At 35.4% G+C, this 23,791-nt stretch carries 21 protein-coding genes and 1 riboswitch; of the genes, 3 read left to right on the forward strand and 18 right to left on the reverse strand.

All coding sequences use genetic code 11. From position 1 onward, the window contains the following. Window positions 1-23: 23 nt before the first annotated feature. Window positions 24-128, reverse strand: a riboswitch (SAM riboswitch). Window positions 129-195: 67 nt separating this feature from the next. Then, window positions 196-3,363, reverse strand: a complete 3,168-nt coding sequence (locus tag ACMGE6_RS03295) for an efflux RND transporter permease subunit (protein ID WP_414054427.1) — start codon at window positions 3,361-3,363, stop codon at window positions 196-198. Between the two features lie 105 nt (window positions 3,364-3,468). Next, a complete protein-coding gene (locus ACMGE6_RS03300; protein ID WP_414047536.1) occupies window positions 3,469-4,323 on the reverse strand; it encodes an NAD(P)-dependent oxidoreductase in 855 nt (284 codons plus the stop codon). Between the two features lie 75 nt (window positions 4,324-4,398). Here ACMGE6_RS03300 and ACMGE6_RS03305 point away from each other — a divergent pair, with 75 nt between their 5' ends. Further along, window positions 4,399-4,710: a hypothetical protein gene (locus ACMGE6_RS03305; protein WP_414045133.1), complete on the forward strand. Its 312-nt coding sequence runs from the start codon at window positions 4,399-4,401 to the stop codon at window positions 4,708-4,710. A gap of 35 nt (window positions 4,711-4,745) precedes the next feature. Here the strand turns inward: ACMGE6_RS03305 and proC are convergent, their stop codons facing one another. Then, entirely contained in the window at window positions 4,746-5,531 is a 786-nt protein-coding gene (gene proC, locus ACMGE6_RS03310; RefSeq protein WP_414054428.1) for a pyrroline-5-carboxylate reductase, read from the reverse strand. Between the two features lie 32 nt (window positions 5,532-5,563). After that, window positions 5,564-6,808, reverse strand: coding sequence for a lipid II:glycine glycyltransferase FemX (locus tag ACMGE6_RS03315; protein WP_414054824.1), 1,245 nt, complete (start codon window positions 6,806-6,808; stop codon window positions 5,564-5,566). Between the two features lie 124 nt (window positions 6,809-6,932). Between ACMGE6_RS03315 and ACMGE6_RS03320 the strand changes: the two genes are divergently transcribed. Further along, on the forward strand, window positions 6,933-7,190 hold the full coding sequence (locus ACMGE6_RS03320; RefSeq protein WP_414054429.1) for a hypothetical protein: 258 nt from the start codon (window positions 6,933-6,935) through the stop codon (window positions 7,188-7,190). On the opposite strand, the gene ACMGE6_RS03325 is transcribed toward ACMGE6_RS03320, so the two are convergent. From ACMGE6_RS03325 to ACMGE6_RS03375, 11 genes are all read right to left on the reverse strand, one after another. Beyond that, window positions 7,183-7,932, reverse strand: a complete 750-nt coding sequence (locus tag ACMGE6_RS03325) for a VOC family protein (RefSeq protein WP_414054430.1) — start codon at window positions 7,930-7,932, stop codon at window positions 7,183-7,185. The genes ACMGE6_RS03320 and ACMGE6_RS03325 overlap by 8 nt on opposite strands. A gap of 123 nt (window positions 7,933-8,055) precedes the next feature. After that, complete coding sequence (locus tag ACMGE6_RS03330; RefSeq protein WP_414054431.1) at window positions 8,056-8,748, reverse strand: LutC/YkgG family protein; 693 nt, start codon at window positions 8,746-8,748, stop codon at window positions 8,056-8,058. Further along, window positions 8,748-10,181: a LutB/LldF family L-lactate oxidation iron-sulfur protein gene (locus ACMGE6_RS03335; protein WP_414045138.1), complete on the reverse strand. Its 1,434-nt coding sequence runs from the start codon at window positions 10,179-10,181 to the stop codon at window positions 8,748-8,750. The genes ACMGE6_RS03330 and ACMGE6_RS03335 overlap by 1 nt, the downstream gene beginning before the upstream one ends. Beyond that, window positions 10,181-10,915, reverse strand: a complete 735-nt coding sequence (locus tag ACMGE6_RS03340) for a (Fe-S)-binding protein (RefSeq protein ID WP_414045139.1) — start codon at window positions 10,913-10,915, stop codon at window positions 10,181-10,183. Before ACMGE6_RS03340 ends, ACMGE6_RS03335 begins: the two co-directional genes overlap by 1 nt. Window positions 10,916-11,049: 134 nt before the next feature. Then, on the reverse strand, window positions 11,050-11,751 hold the full coding sequence (locus tag ACMGE6_RS03345) for a FadR/GntR family transcriptional regulator (RefSeq protein ID WP_414045140.1): 702 nt from the start codon (window positions 11,749-11,751) through the stop codon (window positions 11,050-11,052). A gap of 107 nt (window positions 11,752-11,858) precedes the next feature. Continuing rightward, window positions 11,859-14,045: a thermonuclease family protein gene (locus ACMGE6_RS03350; RefSeq protein WP_414054432.1), complete on the reverse strand. Its 2,187-nt coding sequence runs from the start codon at window positions 14,043-14,045 to the stop codon at window positions 11,859-11,861. A 135-nt stretch (window positions 14,046-14,180) separates the two neighbouring features. Then, window positions 14,181-15,848 carry a glycoside hydrolase family 13 protein gene (locus tag ACMGE6_RS03355; RefSeq protein ID WP_414054825.1) on the reverse strand — a complete coding sequence of 556 codons (1,668 nt, stop codon included), beginning with the start codon at window positions 15,846-15,848 and terminating at the stop codon, window positions 14,181-14,183. A 15-nt stretch (window positions 15,849-15,863) separates the two neighbouring features. Next, the gene (locus tag ACMGE6_RS03360; protein ID WP_414054433.1) at window positions 15,864-16,925 is read right to left on the reverse strand and encodes a GTPase domain-containing protein; all 1,062 of its coding nucleotides are present in this window, start codon (window positions 16,923-16,925) and stop codon (window positions 15,864-15,866) included. A gap of 90 nt (window positions 16,926-17,015) precedes the next feature. Beyond that, window positions 17,016-18,014 (reverse strand): FecCD family ABC transporter permease, encoded by a 999-nt coding sequence (locus tag ACMGE6_RS03365; RefSeq protein WP_414054434.1) that lies wholly within the window; start codon window positions 18,012-18,014, stop codon window positions 17,016-17,018. Beyond that, a complete protein-coding gene (locus tag ACMGE6_RS03370) occupies window positions 18,014-19,024 on the reverse strand; it encodes a FecCD family ABC transporter permease (RefSeq protein ID WP_414054435.1) in 1,011 nt (336 codons plus the stop codon). The genes ACMGE6_RS03365 and ACMGE6_RS03370 overlap by 1 nt, the downstream gene beginning before the upstream one ends. Further along, entirely contained in the window at window positions 19,017-19,829 is an 813-nt protein-coding gene (locus ACMGE6_RS03375; protein WP_414054436.1) for an ABC transporter ATP-binding protein, read from the reverse strand. Before ACMGE6_RS03375 ends, ACMGE6_RS03370 begins: the two co-directional genes overlap by 8 nt. 199 nt (window positions 19,830-20,028) lie before the next feature. Here ACMGE6_RS03375 and ACMGE6_RS03380 point away from each other — a divergent pair, with 199 nt between their 5' ends. Beyond that, entirely contained in the window at window positions 20,029-21,066 is a 1,038-nt protein-coding gene (locus ACMGE6_RS03380) for an NAD(P)/FAD-dependent oxidoreductase (RefSeq protein WP_414054437.1), read from the forward strand. A 68-nt stretch (window positions 21,067-21,134) separates the two neighbouring features. Here ACMGE6_RS03380 and ACMGE6_RS03385 read toward each other — a convergent pair whose 3' ends face one another. The 3 genes from ACMGE6_RS03385 to ACMGE6_RS03395 all read right to left on the reverse strand — a co-directional run bounded on the left by ACMGE6_RS03385 (window position 21,135) and on the right by ACMGE6_RS03395 (window position 23,786). After that, the gene (locus tag ACMGE6_RS03385; protein WP_414054438.1) at window positions 21,135-21,860 is read right to left on the reverse strand and encodes a glucosamine-6-phosphate deaminase; all 726 of its coding nucleotides are present in this window, start codon (window positions 21,858-21,860) and stop codon (window positions 21,135-21,137) included. 12 nt (window positions 21,861-21,872) lie between these two features. Continuing rightward, window positions 21,873-22,724 carry a YitT family protein gene (locus tag ACMGE6_RS03390; protein ID WP_414045148.1) on the reverse strand — a complete coding sequence of 284 codons (852 nt, stop codon included), beginning with the start codon at window positions 22,722-22,724 and terminating at the stop codon, window positions 21,873-21,875. A gap of 123 nt (window positions 22,725-22,847) precedes the next feature. Beyond that, a complete protein-coding gene (locus ACMGE6_RS03395; RefSeq protein ID WP_414045149.1) occupies window positions 22,848-23,786 on the reverse strand; it encodes an L-lactate dehydrogenase in 939 nt (312 codons plus the stop codon). Window positions 23,787-23,791: the final 5 nt, after the last annotated feature.

Genomic DNA, 23,791 nt, shown 5'->3' on the forward strand with positions numbered 1-23,791 from the left:
ATAGCAATGGCGCTCATATGAGTCACTTATCTATCAAGCAGTTCGCTTGTTGGATTTAGCACAGTACTCTAAAGAGCCCGCTGCTGAGACTTCACAGGGCCAATTCCCTCCGTCTCTCTGGATAAGATATTTAATTTTTAATATGTTATTTATAATAGTATTCCAATTCCGAATTGTCAACCAATTCTGGACATTTTATCTGTTAATTACTTTCACTCTTTTTTTAGCTGTTCCGCTATTTCTTCTTCCAGTAAACCTACTTCTTATTCCCATCAATACTTCATATACAACCGGTACAACAATCAGTGTAAGGAGTGTTGATGAAATTAATCCTCCGATTACAGTAACAGCTAGTGCTTTAGAGATTAATACTGATCCGTCGCCACCAAATAATAACGGCATCAATGCACCAACAGTTGCTAATGCAGTCATCAAAATTGGACGTACGCGCGTTGTCGCAGCCTCAAGAATTGCTGCACGTGTCGATAATCCTTCAGCTTCTTTATTAATTACTCGGTCAATCAATACGATCGCATTGGTAACAACAATTCCGATGAGCATCAACATTCCTATCATCGAAGGAACAGATAATGTTTCTTTGAAGGTTAATAATCCTAAAATAACACCAATCAACGTAAACGGTAATGAGAATAAAATTGCTAACGGTGCTAATCCACCTTTAAAGGTTAATACTAAGATTAAATATACGATACCAATCGCAGCAAGCATGGCTAATCCCAGTTGAGAGAAGCTTTCTCCAATGTCTTCACTTGTTCCGCCGACATGTACATCAACATTGCCAGGGTGTTTAATTTGGCTGACTTTGTCTGTCACTGCTTGTGTAGCTTTTCCAACATCCTTACCCTTAATCTTTCCTTCAACAGTAGCAGAGATATTGCCATCCTCACGTTTTATCGTGTCAGAAGTTTTACCTTTTTCAATTTTTACAACATCGCTCAATTTCACCGTTTTGCCTAGTGGAGATTCAATTTTCGTATTCGCTAATTTTGCTTTTGTCCAGTGTTCTTCTTTTTTCTTTGTTAAGATAACTTCTGTTGAATTACCTTTCTCTCCTACTTTCGTAACAACTTTATCTTCACTACGCTGATTGAGCGTCATTGCAATTTGACCAGCTGTCAATCCTAATTCAGAGAGTTTGTTATGATCAACTTTTAAAGTATATGCATCGTAACTGTCAGATAGTGATGTATTCACATTCGTCAACGACTTCACACTTTCCAGTTCTTTTTGTAATTTTTCAACAGTTGGACGAATAGCATCGGTAGATGGTCCATTGACAGTGACTGTCACCGCATTCGTTGCGCCACCTGTAGCAAAGTCCTGGTTCTTCCAATCACCTTCGTGATTCATTTTAGCAATTTTCGCTAATACTTTATCTGCCTCATCTTCCCAATTAGGCGTATCCTTTTTGTATTCCACCATCATTGCCATATCATTTGAAGCAATTGGATTAAAGGGATTTTCTCCACCGACCGAAAATTGCGTATTCACTACATTTTCATTTTTAGCGAGCATTTTCTGAACAGCTTCACCCTTTTTAACAACATCTTCTTCTTTTTCACCAGGTTTCGGTTTATACGTTAATGCTAATAACTTGTCCTCACCTGTAGAAATAAATGAGGTACCTAAAAATGGTGTTAAACACAAACTACCTACTAATAATAAAATACTTAATGCTGCCACAATTACTTTATGTCTTAAAGACCAATCTAATATTTTACGATAGAATCCAGCAATCTTACCCACCTTTTCTTCATCATCATGGTGACCTTTAATCCCGGTTTTGAAGAAAGTATGCGCAAGCATCGGTACGATAGTAATGGCTATTAATAGCGATGCTAGTAATGCAAATACTACCGTCCATGCGAATGGTCTGAAGATTTCACCGATTGACCCTGAGACTAAGGCCAACGGTAAGAAAACAGCAATGGTAACCATGGTAGAACTCATAATTGGTACAAACATTTCTTTTGTAGCACTACTGATTAACTGATAACCTGTTAGCTTTTCATCTTTCAGTGACATACGTCTGAAGATGTTTTCAATAACAACGATTGAATCATCAATAACACGTCCAATCGCTACGGTCATGGCACCTAACGTCATAATATTTAATGAGATATCCATTTGTTTAAGAATTAACATAGCCATCACAATTGACATAGGAATAGATACCACGGCAATTAATGTTGAACGGATATTTCTTAAAAATACCAAAATCATAATAACTGCAAAAATTGCACCGATAATCGCTTTTTCAGCCATCGTTTTCACAGAATCTTCAATTGGCTTAGCCTGATCCATCATTAATACTGCTTCCATATCAGGATTATCTTTCTTAAATGCTTTTACTTTATCCTTCACTTCATTTGCAAGTGTCACTGTATTCGCATCATCAGATTTAATAACTTGAATACTTAATGAATCCTTGCCATTCGTCTTAGAAATCGATTCACGACTTTGTACTGTTTTGATATCTGCAACTTCTGATAACTTCACAGTTGGAACCTTGGCATTCTTCATTGCTTCCATCATTGCTTTTTGAGCCGCTGGATCTTGTGGCATCTGTGCTGCTTGTCCTTGACTCTCAGCACTATCTGTCACTGGAACCTTAAGTGCCTTTAGCGCTTCAACATTCGTAAATTGACCATTGACAATAATACTCTTTAAATCATTGCCAAAGGTATATAACCCAAGCGGTGCATCCATCGTAGCACCTTTAATGAATTGTAATACACTCTCTTCAGTTAACTTCTTATCTTTAAGTTTCTTATCATCAAACTGAAGTTCTACTTGTTCAACTTGCTGACCAGAGAAAGTAACATTGGTCACTCCTTCAATGCCTTCAATTTCGGGAACTAAATCCTTCTTAATCTTATGCGTTAAAGTCTTGATATCTGCTTTGTCACTGGAAATTGAGTAACTGATAACCGGGAACGTATACATAGACATCTGTGATATTTCTTTGTCCATTGCTCCTTCTGGCATCTCTATCTTATCAATTTGTTTTTCCAGTTCGTTTTGAGCCTCGTCCATATCTGTTCCGAATTTATACTGGAGCGTCACTGCAGACGCATTTTCCAGCGACTGACTCGTCACTTTTTCTACACCAGATAAATTCTTTACTTTCTTTTCAATCGGGTCAGTAATCCCTTCTAATACATCTTCTGGTGTAGCTCCTGGATAAGGGGTAGTGATTGAAATTACCGGCGTAGACATACTCGGTAACATTTCCATCTTCATTTTCATCGCACTATAAATGCCTGAGGCTAATATAATTAAAGTCATCAGCCAAATTGCTAGTTTATTATGCAAAGAAAAATCAATTATTTTTTTTATCAAGACTTTTCCTCCATTCAATTTTTTCTCACTATTCTCCGGTAATTTTACATGAAGCTAATAAATAAAGCACCTAAAATACTCCAAATTGTTTAAATCTTTATATATTTAATGATTATTATATATTTGATAAATCACTTGTGTGCCTGTCGTATTTTTTAGTTCCGATGATAAAGATTCATATATCTCATATGCTAAAGAAAGTCCTGGTAACTCGATATTCATTTTTTGTGACTCATCTAAAGCTATCTTCATGTCCTTTAAGAAATGATGAGTATAGAATCCCGGCTGATAATCATCAGTGAGCATACGCGGCGCTAGATTAGATAACGACCAGCTACCTGCAGCACCCTTTGTAATTGTTGCGAGCACACGCTCTACATCAAGCCCAGCAGACTGTGCATAATAAAGGCTCTCAGCAACACCTATCATATTTGAAGCGATAGCAATTTGATTCGCCATCTTAGTATGTTGACCACTTCCGGCATCTCCAAAATAAGCGATTGATGTACCCATGCGTTCAAATAATGGTTTCACTTGGTTAAATACTTCTTCCCTTCCTCCAACCATAATAGAAAGCATTGCATTTTGAGCACCAATATCTCCTCCACTAACCGGGGCATCCAGTACATGAATATCCTTCACATGTCCTGCTTCAAATAATTTAACAGCAAGCTCTGGACTACTTGTTGTACAATCGACTAATATTTGACCTGGTCTACCGTTCGTTATTAATCCTGTTGCACCAAGATAGACATTTTCAACATCCTGCGGGTAGCCAAGCATCGTAAAAATGATATCCGCTTTTTCTACAACTTCCTGCGGCGAATTGCACCAGATTGCACCATTAGCTAATAAACTTTGAGCTTTCTCCTTTGTTCGATTATAGATAAATAATCGTTCTCCTAAATGTCGTGCCATGCTTTGTCCCATTACACCTGTACCGATAAATCCTATTTTCATCTTGTCACCTCATCAAATTTTTATACTGTTATACTTAAATTTATATTACAATTAAGAAAGATTGGGAGGGATTTTATGCAGAAAGTAATGATGACGTTATTAATTATCATGCATATCGTATTTTTGTTGAGTTACTTTATACATAGTGGCATCATTTTTTTAACCATTTATTTCTGGTTAATATTTTGTATCGTTACTTTCCTGATGGGCGTTCACTTTCACTTTTCAAATGATCCAGTACTCGCCAAAAACTTGTCATACCGACTACTCGCCATCTTTTTAACTTCGTTCAGTGTATTTAATTTTCTGTTTATATTATACGTTACTTTCGTGAATCCTTTTTTATATATGAATACAAAACAATCGATTTTTAGTATATTCAACTAAAGGGACTGCAACACTTTCGTGTTCAGTCCCTTTACTTATTGTTTATTAAATTTATTTATTGCATCCATTGCTTTAGAAATGGCATCTCTAAATCCTTTTTCCTCAAGCATTTTCACACCCTGTATGGTTGAGCCCCCTGGTGTTGTCACCATGTCTTTTAGAACGCCAGGATGTTGTTTTGTCTGTCTGACCATCGTACCTGCTCCGATAAGCATTTCACTCACCATTTGATATGCAAGCTCACGATTTAAACCTTCACTCACTGCATTATCAGCCATCGCTTCAATCAGCATAAAGATAAATGCCGGACTTGAACCGGTCACAGCAGGCATTAAATGCATCAATGATTCATCAATCCAGTGTGTGTAACCTAATCGTTTAAAAATATCTTCTATTTGCTTCGCTTCTTTTTTCTCAACAAATTCATTTCTACTCATCGCTAATACACCTGCATTAACACCTACTGGCGTATTAGGCATTAAACGAATAATCTTCGGATGTTCATCAAACTCGTCATCAATCGCTTGTATTGATAAGCCACCTACTATCGAGATGATAATATGATGATCACATAAATGTTTAGCGAGTTTCGCACTTACTTCATGATAATTATTAGGTGTCACCCCTATAACGATTGCATCATAGTGCGTAATTTCATTCATTTTTATAAGAGGTGTAATGTTGTGTTTTGCTATAAAGTTTTGTAGCTTATCTTTGTTGCGCATCCAGATTCCTAAATCTTCTTTAGTAAGACCACTACGATTAAATCCTTTTACCATTTCCTTAACCATCTTGCCGCCGCCGATAAACGCTATTTTCATTTGATGTCACCTCATATTTTGATGTTAGAACGTTATTTCTTCTTGATTTTCATCTTCTTTTTCAGATCCGTTACTTTCGGTTTAACTACTTCTATAAGTTGATATACTGGTTTGTTTAATACATAATCAAATTCGCCGACTTTTTCACTTAAACGCGTACCCCAAACTTTCTTAAATTGCCATAGTCCAAAGTACTCGGAATCTTGATCCGGTGCGTTATTCGTTCCACCAAAATCATAGCTTTTAGCCCCTACAGAACGGGCATATTGCATCATGCTAAACTGCATATTATGGTTAGGTAGATAATCTCTATACTCATTACTTGAAGCACCATATAAATAATAAGCTTTGTTCCCGGCAAATGTCAGAAGCGCGCCTGACAAGACTTTGCCTTCTGGATGTGTCTTTTCAAGTTCCTTCAGTTCAGCAATTTGGTTTTTAAGCTTTTTCTCTTTTACATTTAAATCATTTAATTGATTTTGTGCTTTTTTCTGGTCTTTCTTTTGTAATAATTTTTCTTTATCCTGATTTACTTTTTCTAATTCCTGCTTTAAATTATTAATTACTTTTCCTGGAATCAGTTTTACTAAAAATACTTCAGCATCACCATTTGGATGTAACGCATCGTAAATATTCTCAAAATAAGACACATCTCGTGTTAAAAAACCATCTCGTTCGCCTGTAATCTTCATTAAATCAGCAAACGTCTGTAAATCTTTGCGATTACCTTTAATACATTCCGTCCCCATCTTCAAACTACGTTTCACTTTTGAGCGATTATTACGTTCAAATGATTTAAGTAACGATTCATCATCTACACTAATATCTGTAATCATCGTCATTCGAGGTTGAATATAGTCAGTGCTTAAACCTTCACCAAATCCTCTATGCACAAATCCAAGTCCTTCGAGATGACTAACCATATCACCCATGTTTTCCACTTCAACATCAGGATCTATTTTAATGACGTATGCCTTCTCTTCTTTTGCGATTGAAATCGCAGTGTTAATAAGCAGTTCAACTGCTTCCTTATCTGCATAATCTACAACGAAACCTCTTGAAATATAGCACATAGAAAAGGGCATCTTTGGTACCTTTTTAAATAAAAGCTGTCCAACACCCACGACTTTCCCGTTTCTTGCAACTGCTACTCTACGACTATACCAACCAGTCAATGATTTTGATGCAGCCCAATCTGTCAACTGCAACAAATCTCCATTCACATGTTGCTTTACAAACGTATCATGCATTTCGTTACTTATATTTATTTTAGAAATTGTCATTTTAAAAATCCTTTCATACTTCACTTAACAATTTATATTATTTTATTGTTATAATTAAAATAATGTTTTATTTTACCCACTATTTTAATAATAATCCACTAAAAAGAGGTTCATTCACATGTTTAAAAATATTTTATTAATCATTTTAGCCATCATTAATACATATTTTATCTTTAGTTTATCAACGAACAATACCATTAATTTGTTAAGTTTACACATCATAGCAGCTGGATTAACTTTTATCATCACAGTGCTATTTTTAATCACTCGCACTCAAAAAATAACACAACTATTAAGTGCGATTACCTTATGCATTACTGTTTATCACATCTACTTGATCGTGATGGTTATCTATACTTACGTGTATGTTAAATAAAAGCATAAATCGCTTCGTGCACAAGATGTTCGCCAACCATAGCAGCATCTTGTGTTTTGATTTCTAATCTTCTTATTTTATTTATATTACCCGGAATAATTTTTATATTCGGGAATCCGTCTTTTTTTAGTAGGAAATACGTGTTTATCACGCCACCCATTACTTCATAGCCCAACCACTCTACAAAGATCTCTGCCAAACTATCAAAATCATACGTCTCAATCACAATCGTATCTATTGATAACTCCTGCTGCATATCGCTACGTAGCGCATTGAATCTCTCTTCATCACCTTCACCCCACTGTATAAAGAAAGGCAACTCAAAATCTCTATCTTCATCGATATATAGCAGCTGCCACTGGATTAACTCTCCATCAGGGGTTATGCGCTCCATCTTAAGTGGTCCCAATGTCGTTAAGCCCAAATGCTTAAAATGTGCATTTAGTACATTGATATCATCCGTTCTGAAACATAATCGTTTAAAACCTTCAGTATAATGCGTACGTCCTAAACTACTGGCAAAACTTAATCTTTCATCTTTATCTTTCATTGCTGTTTCGACTAACGCTTTGTCAAAGATATCAATAAATTCAATATATGATAAATCGATTCTGCTTAAACGATTCATCGTACCTAGCGATAAATGTTTACCACCGGGTATAATCTTCAGCTTATTTCCCGGAAAATGAAAATCTTCTACACCTTTCACATAGTGGATGATATGGTCAAATTTTATATTCATAATTACCTCTTCTTATTTTTGATACTTATTTATATTTATTATACAATACAACTTAATTTAAACAGTAAATTGTACTTATCTATCAAAAGATAAAACCTGAGAAAAATTTCTCAGGTTTTAAGGTTATTTATCATCAATTACAATATACGTTGCTTTAATTGGTCCGTGTACACCTACTACAAGTTTCATTTCAATATCCGCTGAATTTGATGGCCCTGTAATTAGGTTGATACATGTCGGGAAGTCTTTTGATGCCTTCATCATTTTATTCATTTCTTGTGCCGCTTGCGTAAAGCGCGGAACAATTGTTGATTTCGGAACGATTGCAATATATGTTGCTGGAAGTAAACTCACACTACGACCAATACCTTTGTCCGCATAAAGAACAACAGTACCACTTTCTGCAAGTGTTTGTTCACTAATCGTTATCCCTACATTGGCACGTTCTGCCACATGTAAATTCTCAGCACCCTTTTTTTCATCCCAGATGAAAGCATCGTGCTGTATTAAATCAATACCTAAATCATGATAACGTGAATCATTTGTAGCAATGACCTCACCATTTCCGTATTTTGCAATCACATCAGTTAATGTTTTATTAACCTCTTTACTATTCGTCACAACTAAATCGGTATGGATAAATTCACATTGCTGTTTTAATATATCTAGCAGTTCATCTTGAGAGAGTCCTGTTAATGTTTTATCCTGTGGTCGATATTGCCACTCAGGTATATCAACTTGAGTCGGCATCGCACGCTTTAAATTTTTAGAGATGTTACTTAAAAATGAATCTTTATTTTGAATTGTACCCTTCATTATTTCGCACCTCTTTTCAATCTGTTTTGCATCCAGTCTCTGAAACTTTCATCATCCGGCATCGGGAAGTCACGTGTATCTGTCCACGCATGTAATGGCTTCGGTCCTTTAGTAATCATGTGTTCTGCTTTATTCTCAAATGGTTTCATCATTGATGGTGCGGCTTTCGTACCATATTTAAATAATGTTGCATTTGATGCACCCACGCCAAATCCTTTCATCACCAAACGTTCAGCAACAGGAGACATCTTTTCTTCTTCAACGATAACACGTCTATGCTCAAGCAATAAATCATGTAATGGAATTTTAACCGGGCATGCTTCCGTACATGCCCCACATAATGTTGAAGCATAAGGTAATTCTTTATATTCTTTATAGCCACCTAGTAAAGGTGTTAGTACTGCTCCTACAGGTCCTGGATAGATTGATCCGTATGAATGTCCACCCACTTGACGGTACACCGGACACACATTGACACATGCAGCACATCGGATGCATTGCAGGATAGACTGGAATTGCGTGCCTAATATTTTAGAGCGACCATTATCAACGATCACCAGATGAAATTCTTCCGGTCCATCAATTTCATCATCCGCACGAGGACCAGTGAGTGTTGTCACATAACTTGTAAGATTCTGTCCAACTGCTGCACGTGTTAACATTGACACAAGTACTTCCAGTTCCTCATGTGTTGGCACAATACGTTCCATTCCCATCACAGTAATCTGTGTCTTAGGAAGTGTTGTAACCATACGTGCATTACCTTCATTCGTCACTAAAGTGAAAGATCCGCTTTCTGCTACTCCAAAGTTACAACCTGTGATTCCTACATCAGCCGATAAGAATTCTTCACGTAACTTTTGACGTGCAAATAATGCTAATTCTTCTGGAGCACTTGATTTGTCATATCCCAGCTTTTCAGTGAATACTTTCTGGATTTGCTCTTTATTCAAATGCAGGGCAGGTGCAACAATATGAGAAGGTGGATTGTGATCATCAACTTGCAGGATATATTCTCCTAAATCCGTTTCTATTACTTCACAACCAACTGCTTCCATCGCTTTATTCAAATCAATTTCTTCTGTAACCATTGATTTTGATTTCGCAACTTTTTTTGCTTTCTTTTCCACCAATACTTTTTGAACATATTCATTCGCTTCTTCTGCAGTTTCTGCGAAGAATACATGTCCACCTTTTGCCGCAACATTTTCGGCCAGCATATTTAAATAGTAATCAAGGTTTGCTAAAGTATGTTGTCGTATCTCTTCAGAGTGACTTCTCCACTCTTCCCAGTTACCGAGTGATTCCTGAGATTTGATTTTACGTTCGCGCAGTCTGTCTTGCGCACTAGATACTGCCCCTCGCATAAAGTCATCTTTTAGTTCTGTTTTTACCGCTTTTTTGAACGTTTCTGTACCTATCTTCATACTCATTATACAGTCACCGCCTCAGTATTATTGTTTAGGATTTCCACAATGTGATATACCTTAACTTTTTCACCACGACGCTTTAAACGTCCTTCAATATTCATTAAACAACTTGCATCTGCACCAACTAAATAGTCTGCTCCACTTTTTACGATGCAATCTACTTTATCATCAACCATCTCACCTGAAACATCATTCATCTTAACCGCAAAAGTTCCTCCAAAACCACAACAGTTGTAGTATTCAGGTAACTCTACAATCTCTAAACCTTCTACCGCGGCAAGCAGTTTCTTAGGAGGTTCTGAATTATGTAATAGACGTGTATTATGACATGATGGATGCATTGTTGCTTTACCTGTTAACTTGGCTCCAACATCTGTAATCCCTAATACATTTACGATAAATTGCGTCACTTCATAAGATTTATCTGCAAGACGCTCTGCACGTTCATGCCACACTGCATCATCCTTAAATAAATCCGGATAATGCTTAAACATTGTAATACAAGAACCTGATGGTGCTACAACATACTCAGACGCTTCAAAAGCTTTAATCATATTTTGCGCAGCTTTTTTTGTTTCTTCATGATAACCTGAGTTATAAGCAGGTTGCCCACAACACACTTGCGCTGCTGGAAAATCAACCTCACAACCAAGCTTTTCAAGTAATTCTACAGTTGCAATCCCCACTCTTTTTTCAAAAACATCCACTAAACATGTACTAAATAAACTTACTTTCATTTATTACACCCCTCTATTGTATCGATATCGCCCAATATCGATTATATTTAGTCATCGGATGACTATATCTCTATCATTCTATTGAAATAGCGTACATAATGCAAGTAACAATTTTTTACATTCACAATCATAAATTAATCAATTTCTAAATGTTCTATTAGTACATATTCTACTTCTTCCAAATGATTAAGCATCTTTTCTTTAGCCAGTGATTCTGATTTTCTTTCAATAGCTTCATAAATTTCTAAGTGTTCTTTATACAATTTTTCTATCGATTTCGTCTCTGTATATATCCAGATCTTTCTTGTCTCTTTCATCGTCGTTTTAATCTTATCTGAAACTTCCTTTAATAGTTGGATGAGTAATTCATTTTCAGTTGCCTTTGCTATTGCAAGATGAAAAGCAAGATCACTGTCTTCACCAATTGCTTTATTATTTACAGCGAGCTTCATCTGATCTAAAGCTTGTTTAATATTCAATAAATCTTCTTTTGTATGATTAAGCGCAGCCTTGCCTGCTGTGCCTACCTCAATAATTTTACGTAATTCCAATAAATCGATAATGTCCTTCTTCGTAAATACTGCCATTTCTTTAGTAAATACTTTCGGTTTAACATTTTTAACGAAAGTTCCTTCGCCATGCTTTATATCAACTAAGCCCATAACACGAAGCGCATTTAAAGCTTCACGAATAGATGCCTGACCCACACCGTAATCCTGTGCTAATTTCTGAATTGAAGGAAGCTTTTCATTCACATTAAACGTGCCATCCTTAATTTGATTACTGATGCGATCAGCAATCTCCTCGTACAGTTTCTTTTTTTCAATTCTAGCCACTTTCATTCCTCCGTTATGCCTTATTGATGTTATTATATCAAAGCATATAAGGGATGGGATTAAATAATAAAAAGAAAAAGACAGGTTATCACCTGCCTTTTAGAATATTATCTTTTCTTCAACTTACCTACTGGTTTTGTATATCCTGCTGAAATATGCTGAATATCCTTATCATTGACTGTAACATCAACTTTACTATCGATAATATCAGAATCTGATATATCGTCTGAGTAGTTACTGAATGTTTCAATTAAACCATTTGGCTGCTCAAACTTAAATATATAGTTTCCATTTAAAAGTGATGCTTTATATGAACCATTTTCATCTGTTGTTAATGTCTCAACTAATTCATTATCTTTAAAAATCATAACCTTTATATTTTTTAACAATAAATCTGGTCTATCGTATTTACCGTTGTGATTTTTGTCTAAGAAAGTAACACCTGACACTGTTTTAGGCACTTCTTTTACGATAGCTCTTTCTATAATCTCTGTTGGTAATAATTTATAGTTATCATAACTAAAAGTAACCACTCCTGTTATTGAGTGATATGTTTTGCCAACTTCAATACCTGTTTTAGCTTTGACCATAAAAGTGTGACCCGTGTTATCTTCAACGATGTATTCCTGATGTTCATTAACTGACTTGACTGTGACATTATTCAATGTAATTAGTTCCGCTTCGTCCGCTTCCCCTATAGTTGATATCTCTTTTTGAACTGGTGCCACTGATGAAGTTCCTATTACTTTAATATCTTCAGATTCAATTTGATATAACCCAAAATATTCACCTGACTCACCGTTCACTTCAATCATATCACCAATATTAGGTTTCATTGTTTTGCTACGCACAACAATACCACCAGTATTGTCCTGAATATAAATGTTATACCCATCGATATGCGTTACAGTTCCTGTCACAATTGCTTTTGTTCCTTTGCCTGCATTGCGTAGAGTTTCAATATCCATCTTTTTAGCAGGCTCAGCAACGACTTCTCCTTCACCATTACCAGCTGCAGGTTTATAACCTTGTGCTAACGCTTCTTCTTTTGAAAAGAAAATACGTTTATCTACTGGTACTTGTGCAAAATTTTGAGGATCATAAAATACTTTTGTTTCTGAATTACCTACATAGCGTAATAGACCTTTACCATCATAACGCGCACGGAATTCAAAAGGTAATTCTAATTGAGGATTCTCTTTATTCCACATACCAAGTCCACTACTTTGCGCAGCTTTTACTGCAGACTGGAACATTTGATAGTCATCCATACTTAATACCGGCCAGATAAAGTATGTAGAAGCAAATCCCTCTTTAACCATCTCTAAGTTAACATTGACATTATCGTTTGTACGAATTACCTGTCCCAATACACGACCATAATCATCTGTAACATGATCTTTATTCACTTTAACCGTGATGTCCATTCCTGCAGTAAGCTTTTCATTTAAAGCTTTTTTCGCCAGTTCTCCAAAATATTTCTGATTTTGATTTAAATCTGTTTTAATCAGACTCTCATCGTAACTATCTAAATGATAAGTTTCCGCTGTATCGATATTAACAAAACGAATCGTATCTGACCCCATAATAGATGGTGAAATTTTAATAGTATCTCCATCAACCACACGTAAAACTTTAACTTGATAACTATCTTTTGCAACTTCTGCTGGTGGTGCTACTACTTCACCATCAAATTTACCTAACTGATCAATGGTATCTTTAGGTAATGCTATAAATTGTTGTTCAGGATGGTAAGTATCTTCAATATTTGTATCAGGTGTCAATAAATTATTTGTTCGCACTAATGTCATATCTAAAGTGGAGACATCCGTCCCAAAATTTGTACCAGGGTCTACGCCAATTTGACCAATAGAATCCTGTACTTCACCGTTTTTAGTGGTAGCGTTATAGTTTTGGAACAATACAATCGTATCATCACCATTAAAATTCATGACTGCACTACCAGTAGTAAGTTGTGCTTTCGATAAAATTCCTTCACCGGCATTCTTATTTGCCACGACATATGTTGATTTCGGTGCAATAGTTCCTGTTAATTTTAATTCCGTAACTGTACCTGTTACACGGTCAGCTCCATTTGTAAATGACACAAGACTATATGTCGATAAATCCACAGTTTCATTACCCGGATTATAAATTTCTATCGCTTTATTATAGCTTGAACCTTCCACATATTCAGAAATCATTAAGTTTGATGCAGCATATGCACTATTTTTTAAAGGTATCAACGCTAACATCATTACAACAGCTAAAATCAACTTTAAGGTTTGTTTCATCTTTTTTGCTCCTTATGTTTATTTGATTACTTTTTAACTTTAGCAATCGTTTGTGGATTTATTATTGCTGCAACGTAAATTTATTGTTAATAAAAAAACGAAATTCCTCTATAGAATTTCGTCAAAATGAATAGCTTATTTATTTAATTTGTATACTCTTGCTTCAAATGGTAATAACGTAAACACATCCTCAGATTGTTTATCAACCGGATAGTTATTTAATACTTGCTTATCAACTGCTAAATCAAATTGTTCGTCAGGTTGTAATGTCACTTTGTCATGGCTTAAGTTTCCTAATATAACGAATTGTTCATCTTCTAATGTACGCGTATAAGCAAATACTTTTGTATCATCAGGATAAATTAAGTCAAACTTTCCATATGTTAATGTCATATTTTCTTTCTTCAGCTGAATCATCTTTTTATAGAAATTGAGCATCGAATCATCTTGTCTTTCCTGAACAAATACATTAATCGATTCATAATTCGGGTTAACATTTAACCACGGCGTGCCAGTTGTAAATCCTGCATTCTTTGTATCATCCCACTGCATTGGTGTGCGGGTATTATCACGAGAAATACGACCCAGCATTTCAAGAACAGCTTCTTTAGTCATCCCTTTTTTTAATTCCTGATTATAGATATTTTTCGCATGCACATCATCAAAATCATTAATCGATTCAAATGGATAGTTTGTCATTCCGATTTCCTGGCCTTGATAGATAAAGGGTGTACCTTGTAATAAGAAGTACACGACACCATGCGCTGTTGAACTTTCAAACCAGTAATCTACATCATCACCCCATGTTGATGATACGCGCTGGCGGTCATGATTTTCAATAAACAACGCATTCCATCCCGTTGCTTCCAATCCTTTTTGCCATGCATTTAAAACTTGTTTATAACCAAGAATATCAAAGCTTTTTCCGACATTATGGTCCCATAAGTTTAAGTGTTCAAACTGAAATACCATATTAAACTTACCATTATCTTTGCCTACCCACTCATCAGCGTCTTCAGTCGTAACACCATTCGCTTCACCAACGGTCATAATATCATATTTATCAAATGTATTTTCTTTAAGTTCCTGTAAATATTCCTGAATACCTGGCTGATTCATATGTCCTTCAAAAGATTCTGCATAACCTAATTGATCAGCGTCAGGTAAATCACCTTTTTCAAAGCTCTTCTTTATATGACTGATTGCATCGACACGGAAACCATCAATACCTTTGTCCAGCCACCAGTTCACCATATTATAGATTGCATGACGCATATTCGCATTCTCCCAGTTTAAATCGGGTTGTTTGCGACTAAATACGTGCATGTAATATTGGTCAGTTGTTGCATCGTATTCCCAAGCTGACCCTTCAAAGATACTCGCCCAGTTATTTGGCTCCTTACCATCTTTACCATCCTGCCAAATATACCAGTCACGGAATTCATTATCCTTACTCTTCTTAGCTTCGACAAACCATTGATGTTCATCACTTGTGTGATTAATCACTAAATCTAATATCAATTTCATACCACGGTCATGTACTTCATATAATAATCGATCGAAATCTTCCATCGTACCGAAATCACGCATTATTTCCTGGTAATTACTAATATCATATCCATTATCATCATTCGGTGATTCAAATATTGGACTCACCCATATGACATCGATACCTAAATCTTTTAAGTAATCTAATTTCTCAGTAATTCCGTTAATGTCACCGATACCATCACCATCAGAATCTTTGAAGCTTCTTGGATAGACTTGATAGCACACTGCCTCTTTCCACCATTTTCTTTCGATAGACATATTGACCTCCTAATGTTCACTGAAACGCTGCTTCTGATCTTCTTCTATTACTTCACGTGCAACTTTTTTAATTTCATCTACATATTTTGCGATTGCCTGAAATATCGGAAATGTATTATTTAATCCCATCTCTACAATGGATGAAACTGCCATAGTGACTGGGTTGATACTTTTCATTTTAAATGATGTTTTAATTAATTGCACAACTTTAGTAAATTCCATGAGTTGTGAAAGTCCGTTGCTTTTTTCCTTAGCTTTCAATTCTTCAAATTCAGTAATAAATTTATCAATATCTATCCATTCATTTCTACGCTCCATGATATCGTCTTCCTGAATTTTAAAATGTGTCATTATAATACGTTCAATGACTTTAAAGTTTTGTTTTAATACGATATTTTTAAAACTTGGGGTAAATAATTTTGGGAATGCTGAATTTACTTTATAGTTTAAATAACTATTCAGATAAGCTGGATCATTATATCTTTTATCATATTCCTGCTGTTCAATCTTAAAGATGCTTGCGATGAGCGCCTTTAATTCATCAAGCCCTGTCCCATCCAGCGTACTCGTAAAGTGATAGTTCAATGGTGATTTAATATAGGCTTTGAACGTAACTTTCAGTTCAGTATCCTTATCTCTCATTAATGTCAATTGATCATCTTTACCTGTAACATCTACTAAAGTATCTGTCTTGTTATAGATAAAAGTAATTAATTTGTTCTGTTTGCTTAAATACTTTATTAACTCAACGTCAACTTCTTTAATCTTACTTGAAAATACATAAAAATAATGATCGATATTTTCATTTTGAATAATCTTTTTATATTTTTGAACAGATACTTCTTCAGTTCCTACACCTGGGAAGTCTACTAAATAGCCATAATCGTTAAAAGGATATGCGGTTGTTTCTAGCGTTGCATCCGTATGAACTGATGTATGAGCTTTGGCTGAGCACAGTGCATTAATTAACGCACTCTTTCCGGCATCTGGTTGCCCAATCAGTCCAATCTTATTGAGTGATCTATTCTCTACAAATATTTCATAAGCTTTTATCAATGGATGCTTTTGCATTTCACTTATCCTCCCGATATCTTTTCTATTTGTATTCCCGATTATTATCTGAACAAGCATGTAATGTCACATTTCTTTATGAATTTATTACTATAAACCTTTACGCATTAAGTATAAAAAGTACGGGGCACCGATAATACTCACGATTATCCCTGCCGGCATACCAGAAGGTTCGATTAATAGTCGACCTAAAGTATCAGCAAAGCTTAAACATATTGCACCCATGAGTAACGTAACCGGGACAAAAGATTGATGTCTTGGACCAACAAGTTGTCTTGCAATATGAGGAGATATTAATCCGACGAAAGCTATACTTCCACATATCGAAACAGCACTAGCACATAGTACAACTGATATTAGAACGATTATCATTCTTTCACGATTGATATTTATTCCTAAACCAGTTGAGATATGTTCATGTGTATTTAATATATTTAGGATGTTCAGCTTCATCATAATCACAATCATAGATATCATCAGTGCGATAACAATCATCCAGACAAACGGCCAGGTATCACCCCAGATATTTCCCCCTAACCATTTTGAGATAAATTCGACATCTTCTTTATTAAATGTAGAAGTCATCATCATCATTGCTCCACTTAAAGCAGTTGAGAGACCTACGCCAATTAAAATCATCTGTGTTGGATTAAGACCTCGTCTTGTAGTACTTAACATAAAGACAATCAATGCAGTTATTAAACCACCGATAATACTAATAAATGGTAAGACATACACAAAATTTGTACTATCAATAGGTAAAAAAATTAATAGTAGTGCGATAAAAAAACCGCTCCCTGCATTGATACCAATAATACCAGGATCAGCAAGTGGATTTTTAGTGATACTTTGAAGTAATGCACCACTTAAACTCAAAGCTGCTCCACAAAGTATCGTTACAAGTAATCTTGGCATCCGAAACTCATAGAGGACCATCGTATCTGTTTCATTGCCCATTCCAAAAAGCGTAGTTAAGAAAGTTTCGGGTGACATTTTAAAATCACCAACAGTCATACTTACCGTTATAATTGCTAACAGCACTATACATAATATAATCATTGTGATGATATTGTTTAATCTGATACGCATTATGATACACCTAACTTTCTTACTAAATAGATAAAGAACGGCACACCAATAATTGATACAACAGCACCCACAGGTGACTCGCCCATAATACGCGCTAATATATCAGCACCCACTAAAAAGATACCACCTAAAAGGGTTGTGACAGGGAGTAATTTTTTATAGTCGACTCCAACTAAAATACGAGCAATATGGGGTATCATCAAACCGACAAATGCAAGTGTACCTGCCATTGCAACTGCAACGCCCGCTAAAATCATCGTGAGCAGAGAAAAAATAATTCTGATCAAATTAATATTGATCCCTAATCCTTGCGCCATTTCATCACCTAAAGATAGGATGGTCAGTTGATGACCAATTAAAAATAATATAATTAAAGCAATAATAATCACCGGTGTTGCGTACTGTAACTGTTGCCACGTCGTCCCTGCAACACCACCACTTGACCACAGGATTGCATTTTGATTGGTCTTAAAGTATAAAGAAATACCTTGTGCTAATGCCAGCAATAAACTACTGACAGCAGCACCCGCAAGGATAATACGCATTGTATTAAATCCACCCTTTTTACTTAAACCGAGCATAAGTACGATTGTGCCACCTGTAACTGCTCCAATAAATCCCGCTAAAATTATCATGAAAAAATGAGCGCCACTTGATATTGCAAATAAAATACTAATCCCTAACGCTGCACCTGAATTTAAGCCGATAAGTGCAGGATCTGCTAATGGATTTTTCGTGACACCCTGCATCACTGCACCACCACACGCAAGACTCATCCCCACGAGCATTGCAGCAATTTCTCTCGGTATTCGTATATCTCGAATAATATTATGTGTAATATTATCCTGATAATAAAATATAGCGTTAAAAATCGTTGATAGGCTATAGTTTTTCACACCTAACATAAATGAAAGTAAAAGTATTGCTAATAACAAGATTGTCAAACCTATCAATAGTCCTATGAATTTCCCGGAAAATATTTTAGTTACTTCGCTTTGTTGTCTACTCATGGTTATCCCTACGATAGTGCTTGCATAATAAATCATATGTCACAAGCATCGGTTTTCCATTTCTAGGATCTACACTTAACTCAGCATCAATATTAAATACTCTTTCTAATACATCTTTCGTTAAGACATTCATCGTATCGCCCTGTTTAATTATCGCACCATCTTTCATCGCAATAATATGATCTGAAAAACGAATCGCCTGATTAATGTCATGAAGAACCATGATAATCGTGCAATGTTCATGTTCATTAAGCTCTCTGACAAGTTCTAAAATTTCTAGTTGATGAGAAATATCAAGATACGTCGTTGGTTCATCCAGAAAAATGATATCCGTTTTTTGAGCAAGTGCCATCGCAATCCATACGCGTTGGCGTTGACCTCCACTTAAATCATTAACATTTTTATCTTTAAAATCATATGTTCCGGTCACATGCATTGCCCATTGAATTTCCTGCTGATCTTCTTTTGTCAATCTACCAAAACCTTTTTGATAAGGAAATCTCCCGTAACTCACTAATTCATGCACACTCAAACCATCTGCCACATCAGGAGACTGTGGTAATATCGCTATTTTTTTAGCTACTTCTTTTGTTGGTTGCTGATGAATATTTTTTCCGTCAAGCACTACTTCTCCACCCGTAACGTTTAATATACGTGATAATGCTTTTAATAAAGTAGACTTGCCGCAGCCATTCGGACCAATGATAGAAGTCACTTTCCCATCAGGTATAGATACATCCAGATCTTTTACAATATCACGCTCACCGTAATTAATCGTGATACGTTTCCCTTCCAGTCGATTCATTTTCCATCCTTCTTTCAATAAATTTCATTATTTTTATTTTTATTTATGCTTAATTATTTATCTTATAATACTCAAAAATTAAACAGTTCAAATGAATACCAAATCATCAGTTTTGTCATTTAATTGATAATGATTATCAACATTGTTATATTCTATAGTATAATAAATATATAAGCAAGATAATTAGGGAGACTTTAATATGAGCAATTTATTAGATATAACAATCATTGGTGGCGGGCCAGCCGGTCTTTATGCTGCATTTTATGCAGGTTTACGAGGACTAAAGGTTCGTATTATCGATCAAAATGATACATTAGGCGGTAAACTCAACTTATTTCCGGAAAAAATTGTGTGGGATGCAGGAGGCATACCTCCACAACCTGCGTCAGAAATAATGAAAAATTTAATTCAGCAAGGAACTACGTTCAATCCAGAAGTCATTCTCAATACTGTCGTTACAGATATCAAAAAAGAAAATGATTATCACTTCATCGTAGAAACTGATCAAGCATCGTATCACTCTAAAACAGTAATAGTTGCTGTCGGTTCAGGGATTATCAAACCTATTAAACTGGATATTGATGGTGCCGAACGATATGAAGTGAATAATTTGCATTATGTTGTACCTAGCCTAAAAAGATTCGTAGATAAACGTGTGCTTATCTCTGGCGGTGGAAATGCGGCTGTCGACTGGGCACATGATATTGCACCTTACGCGAAAAGTGTGCATATTATTTGTCGTAAAGAAGACTTTAAAGGACATGAGGAGACAGTACGTCAACTTGATGACTTAGGCGTTACAAAAATCACGAACCAGACAATACACTCACTCATCGCTGAAAATGATGAAATTAAACAAGTAGAAATTATACACAACACAGATAATACGATTAGTACTTTAGAAGTAGATGACGTTATCATCAATCATGGCTTCCATATGGACTGTGAATTATTAAATGAAAGTAGTGTGCAGTTTGAACGCGTAGATGATTTCTATATTAAAGGGCAGGCAGATACTTCTACTAATACACGAGGTATCTATGCAATCGGAGATATATTAAAACATGATGCAAAAGTAAATCTTATCATCGGCTGTTTCCACGATGCTGCAACATCAATTAATCAAATAAAAATGTATTTAGATCCAAAAGCCGCTTCACATGGAATCGTCTCTAGCCATAATCCAATATTTGAAGCAGAGAATGAAAAAATTAAGCAGAGATTATTTTATAATTAAGTGCTTGCACTATCAGCTTTTAGACAACAATAAAGCGAATGACTATTTTTAGTCATTCGCTTTTCTACTTAATAAGGAGATGCTGCATCATCTGTAACAACAAGCACATCCGGATGATGAAGCAAGACACTCGCAGGAATCGCTTCATCTGGATAAGTCATATTAAATAATTTATTTATAATCGCTTTCTTCTTTTCGCCGGTTGCGAGTAAAATAATTCGATTGGATTTCATAATGGTTCTTATCCCCATCGTTACAGCTTTCGTAGGTACATCTTCTATCGAATCAAAGAATCTTGCATTAGCTGTTATAGTCTCTTCTGTTAAGTGTACCATTCGCGTTCCTGAATCAAATGGAGTCCCAGGCTCATTGAAACCAATATGACCATTCGTACCTATACCTAATATCTGTAAATCAATAGGAAAATCCTGCATAATCATGTAGTCATAAGCTTTATTGTCTTCTTCCAAATTTTCTGCATCATTATCCGGGAAATAATATTGTTCGTCTCTTATATCAATGTGATTAAATAAATGATGTTTCATATAATATAGGTAACTTTGAGTGCTTTCCTTGTCCAGTTCAAAATACTCATCTAAATTAAATGTCTGAATCTCAGATAAATCTAATGGATTAGACTGAATCAACTTTACCAGGTCAGCATAAACCGGCTCCATCGTTCCTCCTGTTGCCAGACCTAATTTCGAACGTTTATTTTTCTGAATTTGTCTAAATATTTCTATTGCTACATACTCAGCTGCAAGCGTCGATTTACCTAAATTAATAAATTCCATCATCACGACTCCTTAATCTTCATTAATGAATCCATTGCCAAGTACATCACGAACATCATGGACAACTACAAATGCATTTTCATCGATTTGTTTTATCATTCGTTTCGTTTTTGTAAGTTGAAGTTTATTAATTACGCAGTAAAGCACCTCAGTTTCACGTTTAGTATAATAACCACGACCATTTAAGATGGTAATCCCACGACCGATATCCTCATCTAACATTCTAGCAATTGGATCTGGTTTTTGTGAAATGATTGTAATCGCTTTTTTAGGGTTTACACCTTCAATAATTAAGTCCATCGATTTTGTACCGATATACAAACTTAAAACAGTTAACAGCGCTTTTTCGATTGGAATAACGGTTAACGAAATTGCTACTACGATTAAATCAAAGAATAATAAAGCATAAGATGTACTTACATCCAGATACTTGTGAGCAATACGTGCAAGTATCGTTGTTCCAGCAGTCGTTCCACCAACAAGAACAATCATCCCTATACCTACACCTACTAAGAAACCTCCAAAAATTGTACTTACTAAAACTTCTTTAAGATGTAAATGCAGGGGTTCAGTTAACTTAAGGAAAAATGATAGCGCAATAATCGATATTACAGTCAGTGCCATAGATCGTTTAGAAAGAAATTTATATCCTACAATTAATAAGATTATATTCATTACAAGTGTAGTAATCGCCGGTGACCAGCCAAAACTATAAAGAAAGATTAAAGACATCCCTGTAACGCCACCTTCACCAAGGTTAGCAGGTATAATGAAGACATTTACTGCAAGCGAAAAAATAAGAGAGCCAAGTAGTACAAAAAAGATTGATTTCCATGTTAGTTTAAGATTTTTAATAGCGTTCATCTTGTCCTCCTTTAAAATTAAAATCGGTTGTAAGTGTATCGAACTTTACAACCCGTTTCAAGATTACAGCACAAAAAAGAGCATCATTAGCATGATGCCCTAAATTAACCATATATAAACGTGCTATTCAAAGAATGGTGTTTGAATACTTTTTAATGTTTCTACTGATTTTTCAAATTTTTGTTTTTCTTCTTCAGATAATGGCGTTTCAAATACTTTGCTAACACCATTACGGTTAATTAAAGCAGGTACACCGATGTATACATCGTCTATACCATATTCACCATTTAATTTTGCAGAAACAGTAAGCACTGAGTTTTCATTTCCTAAGATAGCTCTAGAAATACGAGTTAATCCCATCGCTACTCCGTAATATGTCGCACCTTTAGCTTTGATGATTTCATAAGCCGCATCACGAGTTTTTACAAAGATTTCTTCCATTTTTGCTTCATCATGTTCTAAAATATCAACAACTTTGATACCCGCAACATTTGCGCTACTCCAAACCGCTAATTCAGAATCACCATGTTCTCCAATAATATAAGCGTGTACACTATCTGCTGCTACACCAATTTCACTACTTAATAAATAACGGAAACGTGCAGTATCTAAAATTGTACCAGAACCAATTACTCGGTTTTCAGGTAATCCAGAGAATTTTTGAACTGCATATGTCAATACATCCACAGGGTTCGTCGCTACTAAGAAAATGCCATCAAATCCTGAAGCCATAATTTCTTCAACGATTGACTTAAAGATTTTCATGTTCTTACCAACTAAATCTAAACGTGTTTCACCTGGTTTTTGAGCTGCTCCTGCACAAATTACGATTAAGTCTGCATCGCCACAATCAGAGTAAGTGCCGTATTTAATATTCATCGGACTTGGAGCATATACTACACCGTGGTTTAAATCCATAGCATCACCGATTGCTTTAGCTTCATTTAAATCGATGATCACAAACTCATCACAAACACCTTGGTTTAACATTGAGAATGCATAACTTGAACCTACTGCACCATTACCAACTAATACGACTTTATTACCTCTTAATTTTTCCATTACGA

This window comes from Macrococcus equi, from assembly GCF_047426745.1.
Lineage (GTDB): Bacteria > Bacillota > Bacilli > Staphylococcales > Staphylococcaceae > Macrococcoides > Macrococcoides equi.